The sequence below is a fragment of the Streptomyces sp. NPDC096132 genome (genome assembly GCF_044763345.1).
In the GTDB taxonomy this organism is placed as follows: Bacteria; Actinomycetota; Actinomycetes; order Streptomycetales; family Streptomycetaceae; genus Streptomyces.
Map to the genome: position 1 here is coordinate 193,074 of NZ_JBIWGA010000003.1, position 24,465 is coordinate 217,538.

The 24,465-nt window shown below is 69.7% G+C and carries 21 protein-coding genes and 2 pseudogenes; 9 read left to right on the forward strand and 14 right to left on the reverse strand.

Annotation, left to right across the window (positions count from 1 at the left end):
• Positions 1-5 precede the first annotated feature (5 nt).
• The 4 genes and pseudogenes from pqqB (at position 6) to pqqE (ending at position 3,326) form a co-directional block, all read left to right on the forward strand.
• Complete coding sequence (gene pqqB / locus ACIRF9_RS08640; RefSeq protein ID WP_403818331.1) at positions 6-905, forward strand: pyrroloquinoline quinone biosynthesis protein PqqB; 900 nt, start codon at positions 6-8, stop codon at positions 903-905.
• Positions 902-1,651: pseudogene (gene pqqC / locus ACIRF9_RS08645) on the forward strand (pyrroloquinoline-quinone synthase PqqC); the annotation flags it as partial. The gene pqqB and the pseudogene pqqC, both read left to right, overlap by 4 nt.
• Before the next feature lie 254 nt (positions 1,652-1,905).
• Positions 1,906-2,178, forward strand: coding sequence for a pyrroloquinoline quinone biosynthesis peptide chaperone PqqD (gene pqqD / locus ACIRF9_RS08650; RefSeq protein WP_403818333.1), 273 nt, complete (start codon positions 1,906-1,908; stop codon positions 2,176-2,178).
• Positions 2,175-3,326, forward strand: a complete 1,152-nt coding sequence (pqqE, locus tag ACIRF9_RS08655) for a pyrroloquinoline quinone biosynthesis protein PqqE (protein ID WP_403818335.1) — start codon at positions 2,175-2,177, stop codon at positions 3,324-3,326. Before pqqD ends, pqqE begins: the two co-directional genes overlap by 4 nt.
• Here pqqE and ACIRF9_RS08660 read toward each other — a convergent pair.
• The 3 genes from ACIRF9_RS08660 to ACIRF9_RS08670 all read right to left on the reverse strand — a co-directional run bounded on the left by ACIRF9_RS08660 (position 3,286) and on the right by ACIRF9_RS08670 (position 6,047).
• Positions 3,286-3,747 carry a hypothetical protein gene (locus ACIRF9_RS08660; RefSeq protein ID WP_403818337.1) on the reverse strand — a complete coding sequence of 154 codons (462 nt, stop codon included), beginning with the start codon at positions 3,745-3,747 and terminating at the stop codon, positions 3,286-3,288. The genes pqqE and ACIRF9_RS08660 overlap by 41 nt on opposite strands.
• 78 nt (positions 3,748-3,825) lie before the next feature.
• Positions 3,826-5,298 (reverse strand): APC family permease, encoded by a 1,473-nt coding sequence (locus ACIRF9_RS08665; RefSeq protein WP_403818338.1) that lies wholly within the window; start codon positions 5,296-5,298, stop codon positions 3,826-3,828.
• Positions 5,299-5,348: 50 nt separating this feature from the next.
• Complete coding sequence (locus ACIRF9_RS08670) at positions 5,349-6,047, reverse strand: FadR/GntR family transcriptional regulator (RefSeq protein ID WP_403818339.1); 699 nt, start codon at positions 6,045-6,047, stop codon at positions 5,349-5,351.
• Between the two features lie 186 nt (positions 6,048-6,233).
• Between ACIRF9_RS08670 and ACIRF9_RS08675 the strand changes: the two genes are divergently transcribed.
• Positions 6,234-7,667, forward strand: a complete 1,434-nt coding sequence (locus tag ACIRF9_RS08675) for an amino acid permease (protein ID WP_403818340.1) — start codon at positions 6,234-6,236, stop codon at positions 7,665-7,667.
• 77 nt (positions 7,668-7,744) lie between these two features.
• Here ACIRF9_RS08675 and ACIRF9_RS08680 read toward each other — a convergent pair whose 3' ends face one another.
• From ACIRF9_RS08680 to ACIRF9_RS08715, 8 genes and pseudogenes are all read right to left on the reverse strand, one after another.
• Positions 7,745-8,548: an ATP-binding cassette domain-containing protein gene (locus ACIRF9_RS08680; protein ID WP_403818342.1), complete on the reverse strand. Its 804-nt coding sequence runs from the start codon at positions 8,546-8,548 to the stop codon at positions 7,745-7,747.
• 35 nt (positions 8,549-8,583) lie between these two features.
• Positions 8,584-9,696, reverse strand: a complete 1,113-nt coding sequence (locus ACIRF9_RS08685) for an ABC transporter permease (protein WP_403818344.1) — start codon at positions 9,694-9,696, stop codon at positions 8,584-8,586.
• A gap of 114 nt (positions 9,697-9,810) precedes the next feature.
• On the reverse strand, positions 9,811-10,860 hold the full coding sequence (locus ACIRF9_RS08690; RefSeq protein WP_403818346.1) for a substrate-binding domain-containing protein: 1,050 nt from the start codon (positions 10,858-10,860) through the stop codon (positions 9,811-9,813).
• A 295-nt stretch (positions 10,861-11,155) separates the two neighbouring features.
• The gene (locus ACIRF9_RS08695) at positions 11,156-12,022 is read right to left on the reverse strand and encodes a sugar phosphate isomerase/epimerase family protein (protein WP_403818348.1); all 867 of its coding nucleotides are present in this window, start codon (positions 12,020-12,022) and stop codon (positions 11,156-11,158) included.
• Complete coding sequence (locus tag ACIRF9_RS08700) at positions 12,019-13,035, reverse strand: Gfo/Idh/MocA family oxidoreductase (RefSeq protein WP_403818350.1); 1,017 nt, start codon at positions 13,033-13,035, stop codon at positions 12,019-12,021. The genes ACIRF9_RS08695 and ACIRF9_RS08700 overlap by 4 nt, the downstream gene beginning before the upstream one ends.
• A gap of 33 nt (positions 13,036-13,068) precedes the next feature.
• The gene (locus ACIRF9_RS08705) at positions 13,069-14,493 is read right to left on the reverse strand and encodes a sugar porter family MFS transporter (RefSeq protein WP_403818351.1); all 1,425 of its coding nucleotides are present in this window, start codon (positions 14,491-14,493) and stop codon (positions 13,069-13,071) included.
• 11 nt (positions 14,494-14,504) lie between these two features.
• Entirely contained in the window at positions 14,505-15,455 is a 951-nt protein-coding gene (locus ACIRF9_RS08710) for a TIM barrel protein (RefSeq protein ID WP_403818353.1), read from the reverse strand.
• A gap of 37 nt (positions 15,456-15,492) precedes the next feature.
• Positions 15,493-16,016, reverse strand: a pseudogene (locus ACIRF9_RS08715) (aldehyde dehydrogenase family protein); the annotation flags it as partial.
• A gap of 293 nt (positions 16,017-16,309) precedes the next feature.
• Here ACIRF9_RS08715 and ACIRF9_RS08720 point away from each other — a divergent pair.
• The 3 genes from ACIRF9_RS08720 (at position 16,310) to ACIRF9_RS08730 (ending at position 18,965) form a co-directional block, all read left to right on the forward strand.
• Positions 16,310-17,416: an NAD(P)/FAD-dependent oxidoreductase gene (locus tag ACIRF9_RS08720; RefSeq protein WP_403818355.1), complete on the forward strand. Its 1,107-nt coding sequence runs from the start codon at positions 16,310-16,312 to the stop codon at positions 17,414-17,416.
• Positions 17,417-17,503: 87 nt separating this feature from the next.
• Entirely contained in the window at positions 17,504-17,917 is a 414-nt protein-coding gene (locus ACIRF9_RS08725; RefSeq protein ID WP_403818357.1) for a DUF6069 family protein, read from the forward strand.
• A gap of 136 nt (positions 17,918-18,053) precedes the next feature.
• Complete coding sequence (locus ACIRF9_RS08730; RefSeq protein ID WP_403818359.1) at positions 18,054-18,965, forward strand: LysR family transcriptional regulator; 912 nt, start codon at positions 18,054-18,056, stop codon at positions 18,963-18,965.
• A 93-nt stretch (positions 18,966-19,058) separates the two neighbouring features.
• On the opposite strand, the gene ACIRF9_RS08735 is transcribed toward ACIRF9_RS08730, so the two are convergent.
• The 3 genes from ACIRF9_RS08735 to ACIRF9_RS08745 form a co-directional block, all read right to left on the reverse strand.
• On the reverse strand, positions 19,059-19,601 hold the full coding sequence (locus ACIRF9_RS08735) for a hypothetical protein (protein WP_403818360.1): 543 nt from the start codon (positions 19,599-19,601) through the stop codon (positions 19,059-19,061).
• A 74-nt stretch (positions 19,602-19,675) separates the two neighbouring features.
• A complete protein-coding gene (locus ACIRF9_RS08740; RefSeq protein ID WP_403818361.1) occupies positions 19,676-21,205 on the reverse strand; it encodes an APC family permease in 1,530 nt (509 codons plus the stop codon).
• A gap of 225 nt (positions 21,206-21,430) precedes the next feature.
• Positions 21,431-23,056, reverse strand: a complete 1,626-nt coding sequence (locus ACIRF9_RS08745) for a glycosyltransferase family 2 protein (protein ID WP_403818362.1) — start codon at positions 23,054-23,056, stop codon at positions 21,431-21,433.
• A gap of 317 nt (positions 23,057-23,373) precedes the next feature.
• On the opposite strand from ACIRF9_RS08745, the gene ACIRF9_RS08750 reads away from it, so the two are divergent.
• Positions 23,374-24,411, forward strand: a complete 1,038-nt coding sequence (locus ACIRF9_RS08750) for a glycoside hydrolase family 5 protein (protein WP_403818364.1) — start codon at positions 23,374-23,376, stop codon at positions 24,409-24,411.
• The last annotated feature ends 54 nt before the right edge of the window (positions 24,412-24,465 follow it).

Below are 24,465 nucleotides of genomic sequence, written 5' to 3' on the forward strand. Positions count from 1 at the left end.
CCGCCATGCTGCTGCAGGTGCTCGGCACCGCGGCCGGCGGCGGCATCCCGCAGTGGAACTGCGCGTGCCCCGGATGCTCCGGGGCACGCGCGCACCCCGAGCGCCGCCGCCGTCACGCCTCCCTCGCGGTCCGTACGGACGAGGGCCGCTGGTACCTCGTCAACGCGACCCCCGACCTCGGCGACCAGATCGAGGCCCACCCGGCGCTCCACCCCGGGCCCGGGCCCCGGCAGACACCGATCGCCGGAGTCGTCCTCACCGACGCCGAACTCGACCACACCCTGGGCCTCGCGCGGCTGCGCGAGGCGGACGCCCTGGAGATCCACGCCACGGCCCCCGTCCGCCGGGCGCTTCAGGACCGCCTCCGCCTCGGCGAGGTCCTCGGCCCCTACACCGCCCTGACCTGGCGGGAGCTGCCCCGCCACGGCACCCGGACCCTCGGCCCGCAGGACCGCGGGGTACGGATCAGCGCCGTCCCCGTCTCCGGCAAGCGTCCCCGGTACGCCGCCGACGACGCCGAGGACGACGCCTGGGTCGTGGCCCTGCGCCTGTACGAGCCGGCCACCGGACGGACGGCGGTCTACGCCCCCGCCGTCGCCGCCTGGTCCGACGCCCTGCACCGGGTCGCCGCCGAGGCCGACTGCGTCATCGTCGACGGCACCTTCTGGGACGACGAGGAGCCGCGCCGCACCGGCATCTCCTCGCGCACCGCCACCGGCATGGGCCATCTGCCCGTCGACGGACCGGGCGGCACCGCCGGCATCCTCGCCACGCTGTCCGCCCGCTGCTACTACACGCACCTCAACAACACGAACCCCCTGGTCGATCCCACCGCGGCGCAGCACAAGACGCTGGCCCGGCTGGGCATCGAGGTGGCCGACGACGAGTTGGTGATCGAGCTGTGACGACGACCCTCGCTCCCCGGACCGAAGCCTCCTCGGCCGAAGCCGCGAGCCCCGCCGACGGACCGTGGAGCACCGCCGAGTTCGAGGACCGCCTGCGCGCGGTGGCCCAGGAGCGCTATCACGACCGACACCCCTTCAACGTCCGGATGCACGAAGGCGACCTCCGCCCCGACGAGGTGCGGAGCTGGATCGCCAACCGCTTCCACTACCAGCGGCACATCCCGGTCAAGGACGCGCTGATCACCGCCAAGCTGGACTCCCCGGGGCTGCGGCGCATGTGGCTGCGGCGCATCGAGGACCACGACGGCCGCGCGGAGGGGGAGGGCGGCATCGAGCGCTGGCTGCGGCTCGGCGAGGCGGCCGGCCTGGACCGCCGCGACCTGCTGACGGGCGACTGCGTCCTGCCGGGCGTGCGGCTGGCCGTCGAGGGTTACGTCAACTTCTGCCGACTGCGCCCGCCGCTGGAGGCCGTCGCGGCCTCGCTCACCGAGCTGACCGCGCCCGATCTGATGCGGACGCGCATCGACGCCTTCGAACGCCACTACTCCTGGATCGAGCCCGAGGGCCTCACCTACTTCCGCACCCGCGTCGACCAGGGCCGCCGCGACAGCACCGAGGCCCTGGCCCTCGTCCTGGAGTGGGCCCGCACGCGCGAGGACCAGCAGCGGGCCCTGGCCGCGCTCACCTTCAAGTGCGAGGTGCTGTGGGCACTGCTCGACGCGGTCCAGCACGACGGCCCCCGGGACCCGGACGCCCGGCCCGAGGTGGACCTCCGGCCGTGGCGCGACAGCGGCCGGGACGAGCGAGCCGTACAGGACAGCCGATCCGTACGGGAGGAGCGGCCCGTACGGGACGAGCGAGCCGTGCAGGACGAGCGGCCGGAGACGGACAGCCGGCCGTGGCGGACGGGTGCCGCTCGGGGCGGTCGGCCGGGGCCGGACCGCAGGGCCGACGGGGACGGGCCGTCACAGCGGGACCTGCGGCCCTGGCGGGTGCGGGCGTGACGCCGGCGGTCGGCGGTGAGTGGTGCCCCGCCCTCGCACCGGCGCTGATGCTGCGGCACGACCGGGTGCGCGGCGCGGACCTGCTGGTCCTGCCCGAACGGGTGGTGGTCCTCGAAGGACACGCGGGCCGGATCGTCGGCCTGTGCGACGGGACGCGTACCGTGCGCGGCATCGTCGACGCACTGGCCGGGCGGTACCCGGACGCCCCGGTGGCCACCGAGGTCCCCGCCTTCCTCGACCGGCTGCGCGGGGAGGGCTGGCTGTCATGACCGCCGCTTTGCCGCCCCGCCCCTGGGCGCTGCTCGCCGAGCTCACGCACGCGTGCCCGCTGCACTGCCCGTACTGCTCCAACCCGCTGGAACTGGCCCGCCGTTCCGGCGAGCTGACCGGCGACGAGTGGGCGGACGTCCTGCGCCAGGCCGCGGCACTGGGCGTCGTCCACACCCATCTCTCCGGCGGCGAACCCCTGCTGCGCCCCGACCTGGAGCGGATCGTCGCCGCCGCCGAGGCCGCGGGGATCTACACCCAGCTCGTCACCAGCGGCACCGGCCTGGACGAGGCCCGGCTGACCGCGCTCCGGGCGGCGGGGCTGCGCAGCGTCCAGCTCTCGGTCCAGCACGCCGATGCCCGGGCCAACGACAGGATCGCCGGACGCCCCTCCGCCTTCGCCGCCAAGGAACGGGCCGCGGCCCTCGTCCGCCGGGCCGGACTCCCGCTCGGTCTCAACGTGGTGCTGCACCGCGACAACCTCGACGCCGTCGACGACCTCATCGACCTGGGCGAGGCCTGGGGCGTGGACCGCGTCGAGCTGGCCAACACCCAGTTCTACGGCTGGGGCTTGCTCAACCGTGCCGCCCTGCTGCCCTCCCGCGAGCAACTGGCCCGCGCCCGGGAGACGGTGGAACGCCGGCGCGAGCGGCTCGCCGGCCGGATCGACCTGGTGTGGGTCGTCCCCGACTACTTCGACGGCGTCGCCAAGCCCTGCATGGGAGGCTGGGGAGCCGTCTCCCTCACCGTCACCCCCGACGGCACCGCGCTGCCCTGCCCGGCCGCCGCCTCCCTGCCGGACCTGGACCCGCCCAACGTCCGGGACCGTCCGCTCGACTGGATCTGGGACCACTCGCCGGCCTTCGGCCGCTACCGCGGCACCGACTGGATGACCGGACCCTGCGGTACCTGCCCCCGCCGGGAGGAGGACTTCGGCGGCTGCCGCTGCCAGGCGTACGCCCTCACCGGCGACGCCACCCGCACCGACCCGGCGTGCGCGCTGTCCCCCGACCACCACCTCCTGCGCACCCTCGCCGACACCGACGCCGCACAGGATCCGCCACCGTACGTCTACCGCCGCCCCGGAGCCGACGTGGCCGCTTCGCCGTCTACTCGTTCACCGCGGAGCGTGCGAGCCCCCAGCCGATGAGGGCCAGGATTCCGGCGATGGGCCCCAGCACCGGCGCGAGCGTCGTGTTGACGACGGCGGCGCCGATCAGTCCGGTCGTCTGCCAGGCCGCGCCGAGTACGGCGAGGGCCGACAGCCAGTGCAGGCGGTTGTACCGCGCCACCACGAACGGCAGCAGCAGGAAGGCGGCCGTCTGGACGACGTATCCGACCTGGAAGTAGGTGTCGCCCAGGGACTCGTACCAGTCCAGCCCGGTGGCGTCGGCACGGCCCTCCAGGTGCTCGGCACGGAAATCGAGGAACGACTGGCCGCCCCAGACGCTCCCCGGGAACCAGTCCAGGACGTAGAGCCCGACGAGGGTGAGCGCCGAAGCGGCCACCGTCAGCACGTAGGCGGTGGTCAGTTTTCCGTCGGTGGCCGCTGGGCTGCTGGAAATGGTCATGGGCCAGCGTGTCCCGGATCCGGCCCGGTCCGCTTCCGTGGAACTACGTAGGCCACCACGTAAGGCCGGTGGAGGGGCTCACTCCGCGTCGGCGACGACCGAGCCGACCCGCTCGGCCAGGGTCGGGTCGCGGCGGACCAGGAGCGCCGCGTAGCCGATGGAGGCCAGCAGGGCGGCGAGTGCCACGTACGGGAACCAGCTGTACGGCGCGGGCTGGCCCGGCTTGGCGAGGTAGTAGAGCGGGACCAGGATCGCCAGGGCGCCGATCGCGGGCAGGACGAGATGCCGGATCGTCCGGAACTCCTGCGGACGGTACCGGCGGTAGTACAGCGGCAGGGCGATGTTGGACGCGAGGTAGACCAGCAGGATCAGGAGGGCGCCCAGGCTGGAGGACTCGGTGAAGAAGACCACGGGGTCCATCCGGCCGCCGTCGGAGCCGAGCAGATGCCCCAGGCCCCAGCCGCCGATGATCAGCAGCGCGGTGACGGTGAAGGTGACGATCGCGTTGGTCGGCGTACGGCGGGTGGGGTGGACGTATCCGAAGAAGGACGGGAGCAGCCCCTCCCGTCCGGCGTTGAAGATCAGCCGGGCCTGGGAGTTGATGCCGGCGATCAGCACGCCGAGGGTGGAGGTCAGACCGCCGAGGTAGGCGAGGAAGGCCAGCGCTCCGAGCGTGTGGTGGGCGACGTCCACGAAGGGGATGGGGGAGTCGCCGAGCCGGGCCGTGTCGTAGTCGAAGCCGGTCACCGTGGCGTAGGAGAAGAGGATGTAGCTCACCGTCATGATCGCCACGGAGGAGAACACGGCGCGGCCGACGTTGCGCCGCGGGTTCTCCGTCTCCTCGGCCAGCGCCGCCGAGTTTTCCCAGCCGATGAACAGGTACACGGCCAGCGGGAAACCGGCCGCCAGTCCGCTGAGGCCGTGGCGGAGGTGGCCGGGCAGGAACGGGTCGGCGGAGAGGCTGCCGCGGTGTTCGACGAGCGTCGCGACCGAGACCACGACCAGCACCAGCATCTCCACGCCGAAGAAGTAGCCGGCCCACTTGGTGGAGACCACGATCCCGCGCAGCATCAGCACCACCGACAGCCCGGTCAGCAGCAGCGTCCACAGGATCCACGGCAGGTCGATGCCGGTGTAGTGGTGCAGGGTGATCTGCACGAACCCTCCGGAGATCGCGATCACCGAGGCCATCGCGATGATGTAGCCGAGGCCGGCGAGCAGCGCGGTGGTCACGGCGCTGACCGGTCCGAAGGTCTTGCCGACGAAGGTGATGAAGCTGCCCGCCGAGGGGTGCGCGCGGGAGAACTCGGCGAGCGTGTTGCCGAGCAGCGCGACGGCGACGCCCGCGGCGGCGATGGTCAGCGGGGACGCGACGCCCGCGGTGGTGGCGAGGAAGGCGAAGCCGAAGAAGAAGCTCATGGCCGGGCCCACGTTGGCCATCGTGGCGGCGGCGATGTCCGCCATGCCGAGCACACCGCCGCGCAGGCGCTGGGGCGTGCCGCCGGCGGGGCCCGACGTCGGCGGCGGGCCGACGGCTCCGGGGTCGGTCATGGCGACAGCTCCTTGTGCGTGTCCTCGGACGGAGTGGGGACCGTCGGGCGTCAGCTCCCGCGGACCTGGTGGTGCGACTTGACGGCCCGGACGGCCGGGTCCAGGGCGCCGCGGCCCAGTTCGGTGAGCAGCTCGGCGTGGTAACGGTTCTGCTCCCGGACGACCGCGGGGGGCGGGGCGGGCCGCAGCAGGCACTGCCGGCCGAGCAGGTCGGCGGCGAACTCACGGATCTCCGTGCCGCCGAGCGCCTCCGCGAGGTCGAGGTGGAAACGTGCCTCCAGCTCGGCCAGCCGGGCCCCGTCGTCGGCCACGTTCATCTCCTCGACCAGCGTGTGCAGCCCGTCGAGCCGGCCGGCCGGGACCTCGCCCGCGCCGTGGGCCACGAGACCGCACTCCAGCAGCAGGTGGAAGGCGTCCAGCGAGGCCGCCTGGGCGGGGTCGTGCATCGCGGAGACGACGGTGTCCCAGTCGGCGGCGACGAAGGTGCCGCCCGAGCGACCGCGCCGGCGGTCGAGCAGACCGTCCTGACACATGCCCTCCAGCGCGCGCCGCACCGTGATCTCACCGATGCCGAGCTCCTCGCCCAGCACTCCCGCGTCCGGCAGCCGGTCGCCGGGCGCCACCGACTTCAGGCGCACCCGGAGTGCGATCCGCGACCGGACGAGCTCCGCCCCGGTGGGGCCCCTGCCGGGCAGGACACGGGCGTCGCCGCCGCCGTAGGGGCCGAACTTGCCCGCTGCATTCACCACGGCGCCACCCTAACGGCCTGCTGAACGGGGTCACGGTGTGGTCCACAGAGGGCTCCCGGAAGAGAGGGTTCCGCGCTGCACGAAAAATAGAGCAAGGTGAACAGTTAAACAAGTCTTGTTCTTTTGGATCGTCCTGAACTAATTTCCCGACGCAGTCCCCGTCCCTGCTCTCCCCCTGGATGTCGCATGACCAGCACCCTGCCCGAGAGTCCTCCCACGCAGTCCCCGGAGTCCGGCCTCCAGGCCGGTCTGAAGAACCGCCATCTGTCGATGATCGCCATCGGCGGTGTCATCGGCGCCGGCCTGTTCGTCGGCTCCGGCTCCGGCATCGCCGCCGCCGGCCCCGGCATCCTGATCTCGTACGCGCTCGTCGGCGCCCTCGTCGTCCTCGTCATGCGCATGCTCGGCGAGATGGCGGCGGCCAACCCCACCTCCGGCTCCTTCTCCGCCTACGCGGACCGGGCGCTCGGCCGCTGGGCCGGATTCACCATCGGCTGGCTCTACTGGTTCTTCTGGGTCGTCGTCCTCGCCGTCGAGGCGACCGCCGGCGCCAAGATCCTGGCCGGCTGGATCCCCGCCGTCCCGCAGTGGGGCTGGGCGCTGATCGTCATGGTCGTCCTCACCGCCACCAACCTGGTCTCGGTCAGCTCCTACGGCGAGTTCGAGTTCTGGTTCGCCGGCATCAAGGTCGTCGCCATCGCCGCGTTCATCGTGATCGGCGGCCTCGCGATCTTCGGTCTGCTGCCCGGCTCGGACCACCCGGCGAGCGGATTCTCCAACCTCACCGCCCACGGCGGCTTCCTGCCCAACGGGCCGGGAGCGATCCTCACCGGCGTGCTGATGGTCGTCTTCTCCTTCATGGGCAGCGAGATCGTCACCCTCGCGGCCGGTGAGACCGCGGACCCGCGCGGCGCCGTCACCAAGGCCACCAACAGCGTGATCTGGCGGATCGCCGTGTTCTACCTCGGCTCGATCCTGATCGTCGTCTCGCTGCTGCGCTGGGACGACCCGGCGATCCTCGAGGACGGCTCGTACGTCGCCGCCCTCAGCTCCGTCGGCATCCCGCACGCCGCCCAGATCATGAACGCGATCGTGCTGACCTCGGTGCTGTCCTGTCTCAACTCCGGCCTGTACACCGCCTCGCGCATGGCCTTCTCGCTCGGCCGCCGCAGCGACGCCCCGGCCGCCTTCGGACAGACCACGGACCGCGGCGTCCCCCGTGCCGCCATCCTGGCCTCGGTCGTCTTCGGCTTCGTCGCGGTCGCCTTCAACTACCTCTGGCCCGACACGGTCTTCCAGTTCCTGCTGAACTCCTCGGGCGCCATCGCCCTGTTCGTCTGGCTGGTGATCTGCTTCTCCCAGCTGCGGATGCGCAAGATCATCCAGCGGGAGGCGCCCGAGAAGCTGGTCGTCAGGATGTGGCTCTACCCCTACCTCACCTGGGCCACCATCGCCCTGATCACCTTCGTCCTCGTCTACATGCTCACCGACACCGCCGACGGCGGCGGCCGCGACCAGGTCGTCCTGTCGACCCTGGTGGCCGTGGGCGTGGTGGTCGTGGCCCTGGTCCGCCAGCGCCTCGGCCGCGGCAGCGCGCACGACGCCGTCTCCTCGTCGTAGCGTCCTTACCCGCACCGAAGGCCGGACCCGCCTCTCCTACGGCGGGTCCGGCCTCGTCGGCGTGGGGGCGCCGCCGGTCAGGCGAGGGGCTTGCCCTCACGGAACCGGCGCAGACCCTCCGGCCCCTCGACCACGGCCGCGGTGAGCTCCTCGACGCTGGTGTCCTCACGCCGTACGTCGAGGATCTTGCGCCCGTGGTTCATCACGATGTGCCGGTCGCAGATCTGGAACGCGTGGTGCAGGTTGTGCGTGACCAGCACCGAACTGACGCCCTCCTGCCTCAGCTGGAGCAGGTAGTTGAGCAGGGCCTCGGTGGCACGCACCGCCAGCGCGCTGGTCGGCTCGTCCAGGATCAGCAGGCTCCGCTTGAAGTGCACCGCACGGGCGATCGCCACCGCCTGCTGCTGTCCGCCGGAGAGCGAACCGACCAGCTGACGCGGGCTCTTGATGCCCTCGATGGTCACCACGCTGTCGAGGATCCGCGCGGCGATCTCGTCCATCTGCTTCAGCTTCAGCAGCCCCAGGGCGTTGGTCAGCTCACGGCCCATGAAGATGTTGCGGGTGATCGTCATCGACGGCACCAGGGCGGAGTCCTGGAAGATCGTCTCGACACCGCGCTTCTCGGTCTCCTGGCGGTTGAGCGAGGTCAGCTTCTCGCCGCGCCAGAGGTAGTCGCCCTCGTCGGCGACGACGACTCCGGACATCGTCTTGACCAGGGTCGACTTGCCGGCGCCGTTGTCGCCGAGCAGACCGACCACCTCGCCCTGGTGGATCCGGAAACCGACGTCGTTGAGGACGGTGTTGGCGCCGTACCGCTTGGTGATGCCGGACAGCTCCAGCAGGACCTCACCCGTGGCTTCTGCGGTGGCGGTGGGGGACATGGTTGCTCCGTTTCCGGCGGTGGGCTCGGCGGCGCTCACTTCGCCTTTCCCTCGATCAGACGGTTGAAGAAGGCCGCGGCGACGATGATCAGACCGACGAACAGGTCCAGATAGAAGCCGGGCGCACCACCGAGCAGCAGGATGTCCTGCACGGTGAGGATGAGCGCCGCGCCGAGCACCATGCCGAGGACGCTGCCCCGGCCGCCGGAGAGCGCGACCCCGCCGACGACCGCGGCCGCGATCGCCTTCAGCTCCATGCCGCGGCCGGTGCCGGGCTGGACCGAGCCGGTACGGACGGCGGTCAGCACGGCGGCGAGGGCCACGCACACCCCGAGGATGCCGAACGCGACGATCTTGACCCGGTCGGGATTGATCGAGATGGCACGCGCGGCGGCGGGGTTGCCGCCGACGGCGAAGATGTGGTTGCCGAGCCGGTGCCGGTGCACCAGCAGCCAGAACACCACCCCGACGCCGACCATCCACAGCGCCTGACCGCGGAAGAAGCCGAGGTCGGCGGTGAACACCTGCTTCACGGTGTCGCTCGGGATCATCAGCGCGGCCGTGGTGCCGTTGTAGAAGAGCGCCGCGCCCTCCCAGAACAGCATCATGCCGAGCGTCACGATGAAGGAGGGGATCTTGGCCTTGGTCACGAGCAGCGCGTTGAGCAGGGCGATCGCCACACCGGTCAGCAGGGCCATGCCGGTGGCGGTCCAGACGCTCGCCCCGTCGGAGTACCAGCGGGTGAACACCAGCGCGCAGAAGGTGAAGTTGGCGCCCAGCGACAGATCGAACTCACCGGCGATGATCAGGATGCCCGCGCCGATGGCCAGGATCGCCAGCACCGGGATGCTCTGACTGAGGACGTTGAAGTTCGACTTCTCCAGGTAGGGGAATCCGGCCGGGTCGACGAGGTAGTAGACGATGCAGCCGAGCTGCACCAGCACGAAGACCAGGCCGATCTCCAGCGCGCCACGCCCGCGGATCTGGCGTAGGCGCTCCGCCAGCCGGTCGGAGGTCGTGACGGGGGCGGAGTCCGCGAGAGTCCGCTTCCGGGCGGGTACGCCCCCTGCTGTGGCGTGCTCCTCCACGGCGGCGCCCCCTGCCGCCGGGACGGTCCCCGCGGTCGCCTGACCGCTCCGCTCGCTCATGGTCGTACTGCCTTCCTGGTGGAGGTGGGCGGGACGGCCGGCCGGTGGCGCCTGGCTGTCCCGGGCCGAATCGTCGGCGGGTGGGTGTCTGCCCCGAGGTCCTGACGGCGGGGGTCAGCGGACCTTGCCGGCGAGTTCCTTGGCGATGCCGACGTTGTCCTTGTCGACCAGGCCGCTGCCACCGGAGTTGATGCCGGCCGGGCTGAGACCGAAGTCCAGCTTCAGACCGAGCTCCATGACGGTCTGGAAGCCCTGGACATAGCCCTGCTGGTCGGCCGCCGCGTCGATGGCGCCGGACTCGATGCCGCTCACGATCTGCGGCGCCAGGTCGAAGCCGACGACCGGGACCTTCACCCCGGCGTCCTCCATGGCCTTGACGACGTTGCGGTGCGGGGTGCCGCCCAGCGGGACGATCGCGGCGGTGTCCTTGTGGCCGAGCAGGTACTGCGTGTTCTTGTCGAGCGCGGCGGAGTCCTCGATGCCGGTGCCGAGGATGTCCGTCTTGGCGCCCACCTCGTCCAGCGCCCGCTTGACGCCGGCGTGCCGCTGGACGGCGTAGACCTGGTCGGGGAACTCGACGGGGGTCAGGACGGTGTCGCCCTTGCCGATGTCGGGGTTGTCGGCGAGGAGGCGCTTGCCCAGCAGGTAGCCGACCTCCTCGAAGTCCTGTCCGACGAACCCGAGCGTGCAGGCGCCGACCTCGCCCTCCTGGGTGATGTTGTAGCTCATCACGGGGATGTCGGCCTTCTGGGCCGCGCAGACGTTCTCGGTGTACTTGTTGGGGTCGTCCAGGACGACGGCCAGCGCGGCCGGCTTGTCGGCGACGGCGCTGCCGATCAGGTCGTTGTACTTCGTCTGGTCGCCCGAGCTGGTCTGCAGGTTGAGGTCCAGGTTGAGCAGCTGCGCGGCGTCCTTGGCGCCCTGCGCGATGGTGGTCCAGAACGGGTCGCCCGGGTCCTGGGGGAGCAGGAAGGTGACCTTGCGGTCCTTGGCCTTGCTGCCGAGGCCCGACTTCAGCGAGGTTCCCTTGCCCGAGGCGGACGCGGTGTCGCCGGAGCCCCCGGAACAGCCGACGGCGAGCAGGGCCAGCGGGGGGACGACGGCGAGTGCGCGCCAGCCGGCGATGCGGCGGGTTCTCCGGGGGGAGCGAGCGGAGTGCGACATGGTCCTACCTCTCCTATGAGGAACAAGAACGGCGCGAAAAGAGATGAGGTCCAGAATTCGCCGTGGTGCGGTCGACGACCTCGTTGGCGAAAATTAGCGCCCTTTTTACTGGGGGTGTCAATACGGTGGGGCGCGCCGAATTCCAACGAAAAGGTCACGCGTTCTGCAGGTCGTTCGGCCCGGTGGGGAGGTGTTTTTGGGCAGCAGAAACGGCCCTGCCGGGTGGGGAATTGATTTCCCGGCAAGGCTGTCGCTGTATTTTTCTGTAAAACGGTCGGATTAATTGTCCTCGAAATTAGACCGCGAGTTCCTTGGTGATGCGGTCGAGCATGAACGCGGAGGATTCGCGGGCGCGCTCCTCCCAGGCGAAGACACAGGCGGTGGCGACGCCGTCGAAATTCAGCTCACGCAGGGTGCCGAAGAACGCGTCCCAGTCCACCTCGCCCTGGCCGATGTCCAGGTGCTGGTGGATCCGGGCCGTCGTGCCGGGCGGGTTGAGGATGTACCGCAGCCCGGAGGAGCCCTTGTGGTTGAAGGAGTCGGCGATGTGCACGTGCTGGAGCCTGTCGCCGGCGTAGCGCATCATCGCCGCGATGTCCGCCGTCGGGTCCGCGCCCGACAGGTGGAAGGAATGAGGCGCGCAGTAGAGGTAGTTCACCCAGGGCTTGTTGATCGCCCGGACCAGGTCGACCGCCGGGGTGTTCTCCTCGCAGAAGTCGTCCGGATGGGCTTCGAGATTGAGCGCGATGCCCTCCCGCTCGAAGAGCGGCAGCAGTTCCTCCAGCGAGCGCCAGAACGCGGCCTCGCTCTCGGCGGCCCGTTCCGGGCGGCCGTTGAACTCGGAGTTCATCAGCGGACATTCGAGGTCCGCGGTGATCTCGATCATCCGCTTCCAGTAGCGGACGGCGGCCTGTCGCTCGGTCTCGTCGGGCGAGGACCATGTGTAGAGGGGCAGCACCGAGGACAGCTTCACCCTGTGCGTGCGCAGGGAGTCCTTGAGCTCCCGGATGCGCTCGTCGTCCGCCCGCGGATGCAGGAAGAACGGCATGAAGTCCTCGCGCGGCGACAACTCGATGTACTCGTAGCCGAGTTCGGCGACCGTACGCACCATGTCGTCGATGGGCAGGGCCCGGAACATGTACGGGTCGAGGGCGATTTTCACGGGGTGCCTCCGTAGAGGGTGGGGCGGGGCTTGAGGTCCGTGGCGACGACGCGGCCCGACTCCAGGGCCTCGACGGTCGCGGCGGTGATGACGGTGGCGGCGTAGCCGTCCCAGGCCGAGGGCCCGGTGGGCTCGTCGCCGGCGGAGAGGTTCGCGATCCACTCCCGGAACTCGGTGTCGAAGGCGTCCGCGAAGCGGCCCACCCAGTCCGTGAGCACCGTCGTGGTGTGCTGTCCGGCGCTGCGCACGGCGACCGAGGCCGGGTCGGGCAGCCGTACGAGGCCCTCCTCGCCCACCGCCTCGCACTGGATGTCGTAGCCGTACTGGCAGTTGACGAAGACCTCCAGATCGATGCGGACGCCGTTGGCCGTCTCGAAGAGCATGATCTGCGGGTCCTTGAGGTGCTCGAACCGCTTGCTCGTGGCGCGCGGGGTGACCACCTGGGCGGAGACGATCTCGTCGTCGAGCAGCCAGCGCAGCACGTCCACCTCGTGCACCGCCGTGTCCAGGGCGGCCATCGCGGAGGTGTACGACTCCGGGACGGTCGGGTTGCGGTGGGCGCAGTGCACGATCAGCGGCTCACCGATCCGGCCGGAGTCGATGACCTGCTTCATCTGCCGGTAGCCGGCGTCGTAGCGGCGCATGAAACCGACCTGGACCAGCCGGCGGCCGTGGGCCGTCTCGGCCTCGATGATCCGCAGGCAGTCCTCGGCGGTGGTGGCGAGCGGCTTCTCGCAGAACACCGGCTTCCCGGCGGCTATCGCGTTCAGCACGTGCTTGGCATGGGTCGGGCCCCAGGACGTCACGAGGACGGCGTCGACGTCGTCCGCCGCGACCACCGCCGCGCCGTCGGGCAGCACCCGGGCGCCGACCGGGGCCGCCGCCTCCTCGGCGCGGGCCGGGTCGATGTCGGTGACCGCGGTGACACGGGCACCGGTGATGGTCTCGGTGAGTCGCCGGATGTGTTCCTTGCCGATCCAGCCGGCGCCGATGACGCCTACACGTACGGTCATGGTCATTCCTTCAGGGGTCAGGAAGAACGGGGGTCAGGAGAAGCGCGCCCGGAGTTCGGCTTCGAGGGTTTCGAGGGTCCGGCCCTTGGTCTCGGGGACGTAGAGCTTGACGAAGACGAGCGAGAAGATCCCCGCCACGACGAAGAGGAAGAAGGTGTGGGAGATCCCGGTCCCGTCGACCAGGGACGGGAAGACAAGACCGATCACGAAGTTGGTCAGCCACAGCACCACGGCCGCCACGCCCATGCCGAAGCCGCGCATCCGCATCGGGAAGATCTCCGACAGCATGAGCCACGTCACCGGCGAGATCGCGCCCTGCTGGAAGGCGAGGAACGTGACCGTCATGGCGAGCACCGCGTAGGCCCGGCCGTCCCCGGCGGGCAGCACCAGCGAGAAGACACCGATGAACAACAGCGCGGCCGTGGTGCCGAGCTGACCGGTCATCAGCATCGGACGCCGGCCGACCCGGCCGAGCAGCCAGATGCCGACGAAGGTGGCCAGCACCGAGATCACGCCGTTGGCGATGTTCGCGGTCAGCGCGCTGTCGGAGGCGAAGCCGGCGTCGGTGAGGATCTGGGTGCCGTAGTACATGATCGTGTTGACGCCCGTGATCTGCTGCACGATCGCGATGCCGAAGCCGACGAACATCGGCTTGCGCACCCACGGCGTGGACCGCATGTCCTGCCAGCCGCCGAGCCTCTCCTGGTCGTCCTTGACGGCGAGCGCGGAGACCTCGCTCAGCTCGGCCTCGGCCCGCTGCCGCGAGCGGACCTGCCTCAGCACCTCCAGGGCCTCGCCGAAACGCGCCTGCGAGGCCAGCCAGCGCGGGCTCTCCGGCATGACCAGCATGCCGAACCACAGCGCCACGGCCGGGATCGTGGCGATCACCAGCATCCAGCGCCACACGCCGCCGGACTCGCCGCCGACGTCCGCGATGACCGCGTTGGAGGTGAAGGCGAGCAACTGCCCGCTGACGACCATCAGTTCGTTCCGGGTGACCAGCGCACCGCGCCGCTCGGCGGGCGACACCTCGGCGAGGTACACCGGCACGGTCACCGACGCACCGCCGACCGCGAGACCGAGCACGAACCGGGCCACGACCATGATCGCGGTCGTCGGCGCGAGCGTGCAGCCCAGCGCCCCGACGAAGAACAGCACCGCGAGGGTCAGGATCGTACGGCGCCGTCCGCGCGCGTCCGACAGCCGCCCGCCCGCGACCGCGCCGAGCGCGGCACCGAGCAGCAGCGAGCTGGTGACCATGCCCTCGGTGACCGGCGTCAGACCGAGGTCGTCGGTCATGTAGGGCAGGGCGCCGTTGATGACACCGGTGTCGTAGCCGAAGAGCAGTCCGCCGAAGGTGGCGACGACGGTGATGATCCGCAGCCGCCGGGACACGGCGGGCGAAGGGGCGTCGGCGGTGAGGGCGGGGGCCTGAATCGCGTCGTCCCTGACGTTCATGGGCCGTCCTCCTACCGGTCGAGGTACGGGCGTCGGGTTCCCGTCAGACCGAGGCCGGCCAGGTGCTCACGGGTGCTGACCGCGATGGGCAGCGGTACCTCGGGCGCGCACGGGTACAGGTCCTGCTCGACGATCACGAACAACTCGGCGTCCAGCTTGGACAGTTCGGCCACCACGTCCGCCGGGTTCGGCACACCGGCCGGCGGCGACACGCAGACCCCGCGCTTGACGGCCTCGCCGAACGACAGGTCCTCGGCGGCGACCTGGGCGAGGACGGCCGGGTCCATCTGCTTGATGTGCACGTAGCCGACGCGCTCGCCGAACCGGCGGATCAGGTCGAGGTTGTCGCCACCGCCGTAGGCCACATGGCCGGTGTCCAGGCAGAGGTTCGTGTACCGGCTGTCGGACTCGTCGAGCAGCCGCTCGATCTCCGGCTGCGTCTGGATGTGGCTGTCGGCGTGCGGGTGGATGACGAGCCGTACGTCGTACTCGTCGAGCAGCAGCCTGCCGAGCCGGTCGGCGGCCCGGCCGAAGCCCGCCCACTGCACGGCGGTCAGTTCGGGCGCCTCGGTGAACTCACCGGTCTTCTCGTCCCGGTACATCGGCGGGATGAGAACCAGGTGGTGGGCGCCCGCGGCCGCCGTCAGCGTCGCGACCTGGCGGACATGGGCGAGCATGTCGTCCCAGGCCTCGGGCCGGTGCAGCGCGCCGAAGGCGGTACCGCCGGAGACCTTGAGCCCACGGGCGTCGAGATCCTCCTTCAGCCGCTGCGGATCGGTGGGCAGGTAGCCGTACGGCCCGAGCTCGAACCACTCGTAGCCGGCCTGCTTCAGCTCGTCGAGGAAGCGGGTGTACGGGACCTGGTGCTCGTCCTCGGGGAACCAGATGCCCCAGGAGTCGGGAGCGGAGCCGAGGCACAGATTGCCCACGGTGGTGCGGAGGGGGGATGGCGCCGTTGCCATGGCGTGTCCTTCGGGGAGAGGGGGCAGCTGGAGAGGGTCAGTTGGAGGTGGGGAAGTCGAAGCCGGCGGTGGTCTGCTGGGTGGGTTGGGGCCAGCGGGTGGTGACGACCTCGGGGCGGGTGTAGAAGCGGATGCCTTCGGGGCCGTGGATGGGGTGGTCGCCGATGAGGGAGTCCTTCCAGCCGCCGAAGGAGTAGGAGGACATCGGCACGGGCACCGGCACGTTGACGCCGATCATTCCGACCTTGACGCCTCGCTGGAATCGGCGTGCGGCCTCACCGGAACCGGTGAAGATCGCGGTGCCGTTGCCGTAGGGGTTGGCGTTGATGAGGGCGATGGCGTCGTCGAGGGTGTCGGTGCGGACGATGGCGAGGACCGGGCCGAACAGCTCCTCCTTGTACGCCTCCATCTCGGTGGTGACGTGGTCGAGGAGGGAGGGGCGGCGGCGCCGACCGCGTTTTCGACGCGTTCCTGGGCGGCCTTGGTGACGAGGGGGCTGCCGAACGACGTGACCTCGGCCGGCCCCACCCCTGTCTGGAGCGGATGCACATCCACTTCCACGCGGCCCATGGTCAGCACTTCGAACGGCATCACAGTCTCCGGTGCAAAAGGGATCAGAGCTTCTGGCGCGCTCTACTAGCGCGCTCTAGTGCGAGTACGATGACCCCTGTCCAAATGTCATGTCAATAGCTTGTTGCCGGGGGATTTCGCGAGCGCGCGCAGTGGTGGGCCGCGCCGGATGGTCGGGGGTGCCCCTCACCTCTTCACGGAATCTGCACAAAGCCCGCAGGTGCTTTAGGTTTCAAGGGGCTACGCTCGCGCTCAATCCCCCCACCCAGCACAGGAGATCCGTTGTGCGAGACGGCAACGTAGTGGTGATAGGCGGCGGTTACGCGGGCGTCCGCCTGGCGAAACGGCTGGACTCGACGGCGAGCGTCACACTCGTGGACCGCAAGGAGGTCTTCTTCCATCGCATCGCCTCCCTGCGGGCCGGTGTGCGCCCGGAGTGGACGGTGACCCCGTTCATTCCGTACGACCGGCTGCTGCGCAACGGCAGGGTGGTCGTGGGCAAGGCGGTCCGCATCGACACCGCCGCGCGAGAGGTCGCCCTGGGCACGGGCGAGCGGCTGCCGTACGACGTCCTGGTGATCGCCACCGGCGCCGACTACCCCGAACCGGCCCGCTTCACCGGTGGCACCACCGAGGAGGCGGCGAAGTCGTTCGCCGACCATCAGCGGAAGATCGCCACCGCCGAGCACGTCCTCGTCGTCGGCGGTGGCCCCTCCGGTGTCGAGCTCAGCGCCGAGATCCGGCTGGCCCGCCCGGACGCCCGGGTCACCCTCGCCCACGCCGGAGCCGAGCTGCTGAACGGCACGGGCAGCGCCCGCGCCGGACACAAGGCCCGCGCCTGGCTGGAGTCCCACGGCGTGGAGGTGCGGCTCGACTCCTTCATGTCCCCCGGGAACGACTTCGGCACCTACCGTGACGCCCGCGGCACCGTCCTCGCCGCCGACCTCTCCTTCTGGGCGACCGGAACCACCCCCAACACCCTCTGGCTGCGGCTGGCCGGGCACGGCGCCTGGCTGAACGGCACGGGGCACGTCAAGGTCGACAGGATGCTGCGGGTCGAGGGATGGCCGGACGTGTTCGCGGTCGGCGACGTGAACGACGTCGGCGAGCTCAAGGTCACCCCCGCCGCGCTCTCCCAGGCGGAGACCGCCGCCCACAACATCAGTGCCTATCTGCGTAGTTCAGGCCGGCACGGGAAGAAGTCCCGCTTCTACCGGACGGTCCACCGCACCCCGCTCATCGTGCCGTTCGGCCCGGCCGACGGAGTGACCGTCCTGCCCGTGCCGGGAGGCGAGACCGCGGTGCTCGGCACCCGCACCACCACCGTGGCCAAGGCGAAGACCCTCATGACCCCCTTCATGCGGCGCCAGCTCGGCTACACGGCGGCCTGAGACCGGGCGGCCCCCCTCAGGGCTTGAAGTTTCAAGCAATGAGGGGCAGACTCATGTTTGATATTTCAAACTCTCCTGGGAGCCGCCATGTCCGTCGCCTCTGATGCCGTCACCGTCCGCCGTGGTCCGCTCGTCGTCGTGGGAGGTGTCCTCGCGGCGATCGTGGTCGCCTCCGTGGCGGACGCGGTCCTCGCGATCCTCGCCCTGGCCGCCGGTGCCCCGGACGACTTCCAGCCGCTGAAGGCGTCCTCGTACATCTTCCTCACCGCGGTCGGAGTGATCGCGGGAGCCGTCGGCTGGGCCGTCGTCCGCAAGCTGTCCAAGGACCCCGAGGCCCTGGTGCGGTGGCTGGTGCCGGCCGTCGTCGTGGTGTCCTTCGTCCCCGACTTCCTGCTCTTCGGCGACGGCGGGGTGACGGGTGTCCTCGCGCTGCTCCTGATGCACGTGGCGGTCGCGGCGGTCGCGGTCTTCACCTACCGCAAGGTCATGCCCCTGTCGTAGGCGCGAGCGTCGCCATGTGATTTCCTCCCGCTCGGTTGCGGTCTACTCTGAACCGAACTGCTGATCACGGAAATCAATCCTGTGGATCCATGAAATCCATCGGATGGATGGCTCTTCGCTCGCTAGGTGGTGCCCGGTGAACCTGTCCCGACTCGACCTCAACCTGGTCGTCGCACTGCGCGCCCTGCTGGAGGAACGCAACGTCACCCGGGCCGGGGAACGCATCGGACTCAGCCAGCCCGCGATGAGCGCGGCACTGGCCCGGCTGCGCCGCCATTTCGACGACGAATTGCTCGCCAGGACGGGAAACGCCTACGAGCTGACCCCGCTGGGGGTGGCGCTGCGGGACCGCAGCGCCACCGCGTGCGACCTGCTGGAACGGGTCTTCGCCAGCCAGGCCGACTTCGACCCGGCCGCCGAGACCCGGGAGTTCACCCTGTTGTGCTCCGACTACGGCGCCGCCGTGTTCGGCTCCGCGCTGGCCCGTGCCCTGCACCAGGAGGCGCCCGGCATCCGGCTCACCTTCCAGCACTCGACGCCCGCGGTGGTGGAGAACACCGCGGCCGTGCTGAGCACCGTCGACGGCCTGCTGCTGCCGCACGGCATCATCGACGGCTTCCCCTCCGTGGACGTCCACCAGGACCGCTGGCTGTGCATGGTCGCCGACGACAACCCCGAGGTCGGTGACGAACTCACCCTCGACCACCTGTCGCGGCTGCCCTGGGCGGTCTACCAGCGCCCCTACGACGCCCCGGCCGCCCGGCAGCTCAGCATGCTCGGCATCAGCCCTCGGGTGGAGGTCTCCGTACAGACCTTCCAGCTCCTGCCCCACATGGTGGAGGGCACCCGCCGGATCGCGATGATCCAGGAACGCCTGGCCCGCAGAGCGGTCCGCGCCGCCGCGGTGCGCGTCCTGCCCTGCCCCTTCGAGGCGGTACCGGTGCAGGAGGCGATGTGGTGGCACCCGGTACATGCCCAGGACGCGGCCCACATCTGGCTGCGGCAGCAGGCGGCGGAGGTGGGAGCGACGCTGACGACAACTCCCTGAGGGGCGCGGGGCCGTATCGATATGCGGCTCCGCCGCGTGGGCGCGACCAGCCACGAAAGAGCCGCACGCGTGGATGAGCTCGGGGCCCCGCCGTTACGCCTGTGTGATCACTTCGCGGCGCCCGGACCGCAGCGTCGTCGCCGCCCTCAGGTGCAGCTCGTCCAGCGTCCTGATCTGCTGTTCCGCCCGCTGCAGCAGCTGCCGCAGCCGGTCGGGGTCCAGGCGCGGGTCCTGGGCGGAGGCGGAGAGCAGGGCGCGCCACAGCAACGCCTTGCCCTGCACGCCCAGCCGCATGGCCTCGAGCTCCACCAGCACCGTCAGGCCGGAGCGGCGCAGCAGCCGGCCGTTGGGCTTCACCCGCGCGACCTTCTCGCCCAGCCACGCCCCGTACACCTTGTAGTGCTTCACGGGCATCTCGAGGTCGGCCAGGAGCCGCAGCAGAGACCGCCGGTCCTGCGTGATCTCCGCCGCGAGTCTCACCAGGTTCGCCCCGTACTCCGTGGCGCGGTGCTCCCGGGCCATGCGCCGGACGAGTTCGGTACCGGCTGTCGCACCCGCCAGATGATCGTTCAGGTAGACGTCCAGCGCCTTCTCCGGCGTCGGTGTGTCGCCCGTGCCCCGCTCTGTCACGCTCATGATGTCCCTCCGGCCTCGGCAGCATCTCGACAACCACCGAGTGCCCCTCCTGGGCCGGTCGACCACCGCCCGGGTCAGTCCCGGGCGGCGGACGCGCTCCGGGTCGGCTTGCCCAGGGCCCAGAAGAGTACGCCGAGGAGCATGAAACCGATCAGGGGGACGGCCTCCGTCAGGAGGTACTCCCAGCGCTCGCCGTGCGTCCAGCCGTCCGGGGCGTAGTCGGAGCCGAACCAGTGGTCGCCGAGCCCGGGGGCGACCAGCTGCACACTGGCGAACAGGACGAGCAGGGTGAGGACCACGCTGATCGTGCGGGGGAAGGGCGCCCGGTAGGGGCGGGGGACGTCCGGGGCCTTGCGGCGCAGTACCGCGAGGGCGGGGAAGATGCCCAGATAGCTGACCAGGGTGGTGGAGACGGCGAGGCCGAGGACCGCGCCGAACAGCTTGGCGGCGCTGCCGTCGGTCAGTTCTTGCGCCAGAATCAGGACGACCGTGGAGACCAGCCCGCTGAGGATGTTGACCCGCACCGGCGTGCCGAACCGGCTGGAGATCACGCCGAGGAAGCGGGGGGCCGCGCCGTCGTAGCCGGAGACGGCGAGCGCGCGGTCGGATCCCATGACCCAGGTGACGCCGGAGGACAGCACCGTGAGGATGAACAGGATCGCGGCGAGGTCACCGAGGACACTGCCCGCGCCGCTGAGGGTGGCGGTGCCGTCGCCGGCGACCTGGCCGCCGTAGACGGTGAAGACCTGGCGGATCGCGTCGATGAACCCGCCGAGGCCGGTGATGGCCTTGACCGGCAGGACGAGCAGGATGCCCAGGATCGGCAGCGCGTAGAGCAGGACCGCGAGGACGGCGCTGCGGAAGATCGCGAAGGGTACGTCCTTCTGGGCGTCGGTCATCTCGTCGCCGGCGGTGTTGGGCAGCTCGAAGCCGACGTAGTTGAACATCAGGACGGGGACCAGGCCGACGAAACCGGCGTACGTCGGCGAGAAGTCGCCGAGGCCGAAGCCGTGCAGGCCGTGCCGGACGCCGTAGATCACGACGGTGACGGTGAACAGGCCGAGGAGGAGGAAGCGGCTCCAGGCGCCGATGGTGGGAATCCACTTGCCGACGTCGAAGGAGAGGATCGCGGCGAGCACGCCCACCCACACGAACACGAGGGTGAAGACGTAGAACGCCGGGGTGCTCAGGTCCTTCCCGTCGTGGAAGAACGTGGTGAAGGCGGTGACGGCGGAGACGGAGAGGGTGCCGCCGAGCCACACCGGGTTGGTGATCCAGTACAGGAAGTTGTTGACGGCGCCGGCGAGACGGCCGAAGGCCCGGCTGGTCCAGATGTAGGGGCCGCCCTCGTCCGGGAACGCGGCCCCGAGTTCGGCGGTCAGCAGCGCGGAGGGCACGAAGAACACGACGGCCAGAACGATGAGCCAGGTGAAGGCCTCGGCGCCGGAGGAGGCCACCGTGCCGATGGTGTCGACCCCGACGATGGTGCAGAGGAGGAAGAAGAGGATGTCGAAGCGGCCGAAGTGCTTGCGCAGCTTCCGCCGCTCCGTCTGGGCTGCCGCCGGCGAGTCGGCCGGCTCGGAGACTATTTGGCCAGCGGCCACCGGGGGCTCCTGCGTGCTTGTGGTATGGGCGGGATCCGGCCAATGATGGGCCGCCGCCACAAATGCTCACAAGCGTTCATGTACAAGTCTTGGCCATCACTTATCCGCCCGAAAGCAAAGGAAACCGAACCGCAACACGGGGTGTCGTTCCGGCCAACCACATGGCGGAGGCCCTCGGAGTCCGGATCGGCTCGGCTCCGAGGGCCTCCCCCCGTGGTGCGGTGGTCACAGGTTCTTCGCGGGCTCCAGCCTTCTGGGCCCGACCGCGGGAACGGTTTCCGCCGTGGTGTCACGGTGGGGAAGGGCGACCCGGCCCACGATCACCGCGTAGAACAGGCCGGAGGCCAGCACCAGCGCGAAATCGGGCGGGTACAGGGTGACCATGCGCCAGAGGGCCGTGCCCACCCACAGGACGGCCGTTCCGCCGTTCCAGAACCGGACGCCGACGCACAAGCGCCGGTTCTTGTTCCGGCCGGCGGCCGCCGAGCCGGTGGGCCGCCAGGCCTGGCGCCTGCCCCGGGTGATGTCCCAGATGGCGAACAGATGCGCCCAGCCGTACATCAGGCGTACGGCCCACGCCTCGATCCGGTAGGGGCACCTGTGCCACAACGGGAAGATGAGCAGGGTGTAGATGACGCTGGGCAGGACGAGCAGCATGTACTCGACCTTGAGTTTCTCGGGCATCACCACGAGCAGGACGATCGGGAGCAGCGGTGCCACGAAGGTGAAGAGAGCCGTGTGGATGTAGTAGAGGAAGCCTGAGAAGTAGCAGAGCCGCGTGGTGAGCCGGAGCTTGGTGCTCCAGAACTTCTTGCTGCTCAGCAGGCTCATGGAACCCGAGCACCAGCGGTACTGCTGGTGGTAGAACGCACTCGGATTGTCGGGACAGTTGCCGGTGGCGAGGGGGATCGGCACATACCGCAGGTTCCAGCCCAGACGGCCGAGGTCGAAACCCGTGTGCACGTCCTCCGAATGCTCGATCAGTGTGGTGCCGCCGTTGGCCTCCAGGGCCGCCCGCCGGTACACGGCGCAACTGCCCACGCAGATGGCACCGCCATGGCGCTGACGGGAGACCTGGATCGCCCGGTAGAACAGCTCCTGCACGGAACCCGCACCGCGCTCGATCCACGTCTGCCGTTCGGACACGCGGAAATACTGCGGTGACTGCACGATGCCCGTCTTCGGGTCGCGCTCCATGTACGGCAGCAGTTCCTCCAGCAGATCCGCCCGCGGGGCGAAGTCGGCATCGAGGATGAGGATGTACTCCTCGTCGGAGATGCCCAGCCCGTAGTGCAGATTGCCGGCCTTCTTGAACCAGCCCCGATTGGGCCGGCTCCCGTAGCCGAAACCGAACTCCTCGGCCATGGACGCGAGTTCCGCGGAGTCGGAGTCGTCGAGTACGTACGCGTTCGCCTCGCCGGGATAACGGTCGGCGAGCCGGCGCACATGCTTCCAGGTGTTCTCCAGTACGTCGACGGGTTCGCCGCACACCGGAAGGAAGACGGCGACCGTCGGATACGTCGTGGGCCGCCATTCCTGGACGAGTCGGCGATGGGCTTTCAGATCGAAGTCGGCCGTGAATCCGTTCACGCGCAGCGAGGCCAGGTAGTAAAGGACGCTGAAGACCAGGCACGGCAGCAGGACGAGCAGCCATGGCGAGGACTGGACGAGTCTGAACTGGCTGAAGACGAGGCAGCCCATGCTGATGAGCGAGGCCCCCGTGAGTACCCACAGATGACGTCTCGCGTAGGAGTACTTCTCGTCGTCGTCCGGGGGCTGGGGAAGTACGGAGGCGTCGGTCTGCCCGGACCGATGGGTTATCTGGTTGGCCTGCTGTCGGGTCGTCTCCATTTTGGTGTCAAAGGAATCAAGGCTCAAGGTGTGCTCCTTGAAGGGGGTGGTCTCCTCCACCACTAGCCACGGAGGGTGTGACCTGCGCCATCGGCTGGGCTGATTGCTGCACCCCTCGCTCGAAGGAAGGATTCGCCGGAGTGGCACCCACCGAAGAGCAGGCGGAACGGTGGCCTCAGGGGGCCCGCACACGCGGCATCTGCACTCGGGTGAACATTTCCTGCGCCTCGGGCGAATCGCGGTGACGCTCCCTCACATACGACGCGTCCTATCGTCATATTTGCCTTCGGTTCCCACCCCACGAACTGGAGGCAGAAGTGCCCTCACCGACTTCCCGCAGCCGCCGCGCCGCCTGGACCGCGCTGGCTCTCTCGGCGACGCTCGGCTTTCTCCCCGCGAGCCCGGCACACGCGGAGGGATCCGGAACGGTCCCCAAGGCCAGGACCCCGATCCAGGAATACGGCAAGCTCCACGTCTGCGGCACCCAGCTGTGCTCCGAATCCGGCAAGGCGGTCCAGCTGCGCGGCATGAGCACGCACGGGACACAGTGGTATCCGGACTGCCTGACCGGCGCCGCGCTGGACGCCGTCGCCTACGACTGGAAGGCGAGCGTGCTGCGTGTGTCGACGTACGCACGCGAAGGCGGATATCGCGCGGATCCGAAGAAATACACCGAACTGGCGAGCAAACTCGTCGACATGGCGACCGCCCGCGGAATGTACGTCATCGTCGACTGGCACACGATCCACCCGGGCGATCCGCACCAGGATCTCGCCAATGCCCGCGCGTTCTTCAAGCAGATCGCCGAAAAGCACAAGAACAAGACCAATGTGATCTACGAGATCGCCAACGAGCCCCACCATGTGAGCTGGCCCGTCATCAAGGACTACGCCAAGCAGATCATTCCGGTGATCCGTTCCCGGGTTCCCAGCAGCGTGATTCTCGTGCCGACCCGAGGCTGGGCCACGTTCGGCCTCGCGGAAGCGACCAATGAGAAGATCGTCGTCGCGGATCCCCTGCCGGACAAGAACGTCATGTACACCTTCCACTTCTATGCGACGGCGGGGCGGGAGCAGTTCCTGAAGCTGCTGGACCGGGCCTCGGACAAACTCCCGATCTTCGTCACGGAGTGGGCCGTCGCCTCCTGGAACGGCTGGGGCACCGACTACGCCATGGCGCAGAAGTTCACCGACGTCATGGCCAAGAAGAAGATCGGCTGGACGAACTGGAGCCTCTCCGACAACCACAAGGACCTTTCCGTCTTCAAGAAGGGCATCTGCAGCACCGGCAAATTCGCCGGTACCGGTGTGCTCTCGCCCAACGGGGTCTGGGTCCGGAACCAGATCAGGGGCTGAGCGGATGACCGCTCCTCGCCTCGGACATCGTCAGCGACCCCTTCCAGGAGGATC

Coding starts and splice junctions, on each gene's coding strand:
- pqqB (WP_403818331.1), top strand. CDS start 6: ATGCTGCTGCAGGTGCTCGGCACCGCGGCCGGCGGCGGCATCCCGCAG.
- pqqE (WP_403818335.1), top strand. CDS start 2,175: ATGACCGCCGCTTTGCCGCCCCGCCCCTGGGCGCTGCTCGCCGAGCTC.
- ACIRF9_RS08660 (WP_403818337.1), bottom strand. CDS start 3,747: ATGACCATTTCCAGCAGCCCAGCGGCCACCGACGGAAAACTGACCACC.
- ACIRF9_RS08665 (WP_403818338.1), bottom strand. CDS start 5,298: ATGACCGACCCCGGAGCCGTCGGCCCGCCGCCGACGTCGGGCCCCGCC.
- ACIRF9_RS08675 (WP_403818340.1), top strand. CDS start 6,234: ATGACCAGCACCCTGCCCGAGAGTCCTCCCACGCAGTCCCCGGAGTCC.
- ACIRF9_RS08680 (WP_403818342.1), bottom strand. CDS start 8,548: ATGTCCCCCACCGCCACCGCAGAAGCCACGGGTGAGGTCCTGCTGGAG.
- ACIRF9_RS08685 (WP_403818344.1), bottom strand. CDS start 9,696: ATGAGCGAGCGGAGCGGTCAGGCGACCGCGGGGACCGTCCCGGCGGCA.
- ACIRF9_RS08690 (WP_403818346.1), bottom strand. CDS start 10,860: ATGTCGCACTCCGCTCGCTCCCCCCGGAGAACCCGCCGCATCGCCGGC.
- ACIRF9_RS08700 (WP_403818350.1), bottom strand. CDS start 13,035: ATGACCGTACGTGTAGGCGTCATCGGCGCCGGCTGGATCGGCAAGGAA.
- ACIRF9_RS08705 (WP_403818351.1), bottom strand. CDS start 14,493: ATGAACGTCAGGGACGACGCGATTCAGGCCCCCGCCCTCACCGCCGAC.
- ACIRF9_RS08710 (WP_403818353.1), bottom strand. CDS start 15,455: ATGGCAACGGCGCCATCCCCCCTCCGCACCACCGTGGGCAATCTGTGC.
- ACIRF9_RS08725 (WP_403818357.1), top strand. CDS start 17,504: ATGTCCGTCGCCTCTGATGCCGTCACCGTCCGCCGTGGTCCGCTCGTC.
- ACIRF9_RS08735 (WP_403818360.1), bottom strand. CDS start 19,601: ATGAGCGTGACAGAGCGGGGCACGGGCGACACACCGACGCCGGAGAAG.
- ACIRF9_RS08745 (WP_403818362.1), bottom strand. CDS start 23,056: ATGGAGACGACCCGACAGCAGGCCAACCAGATAACCCATCGGTCCGGG.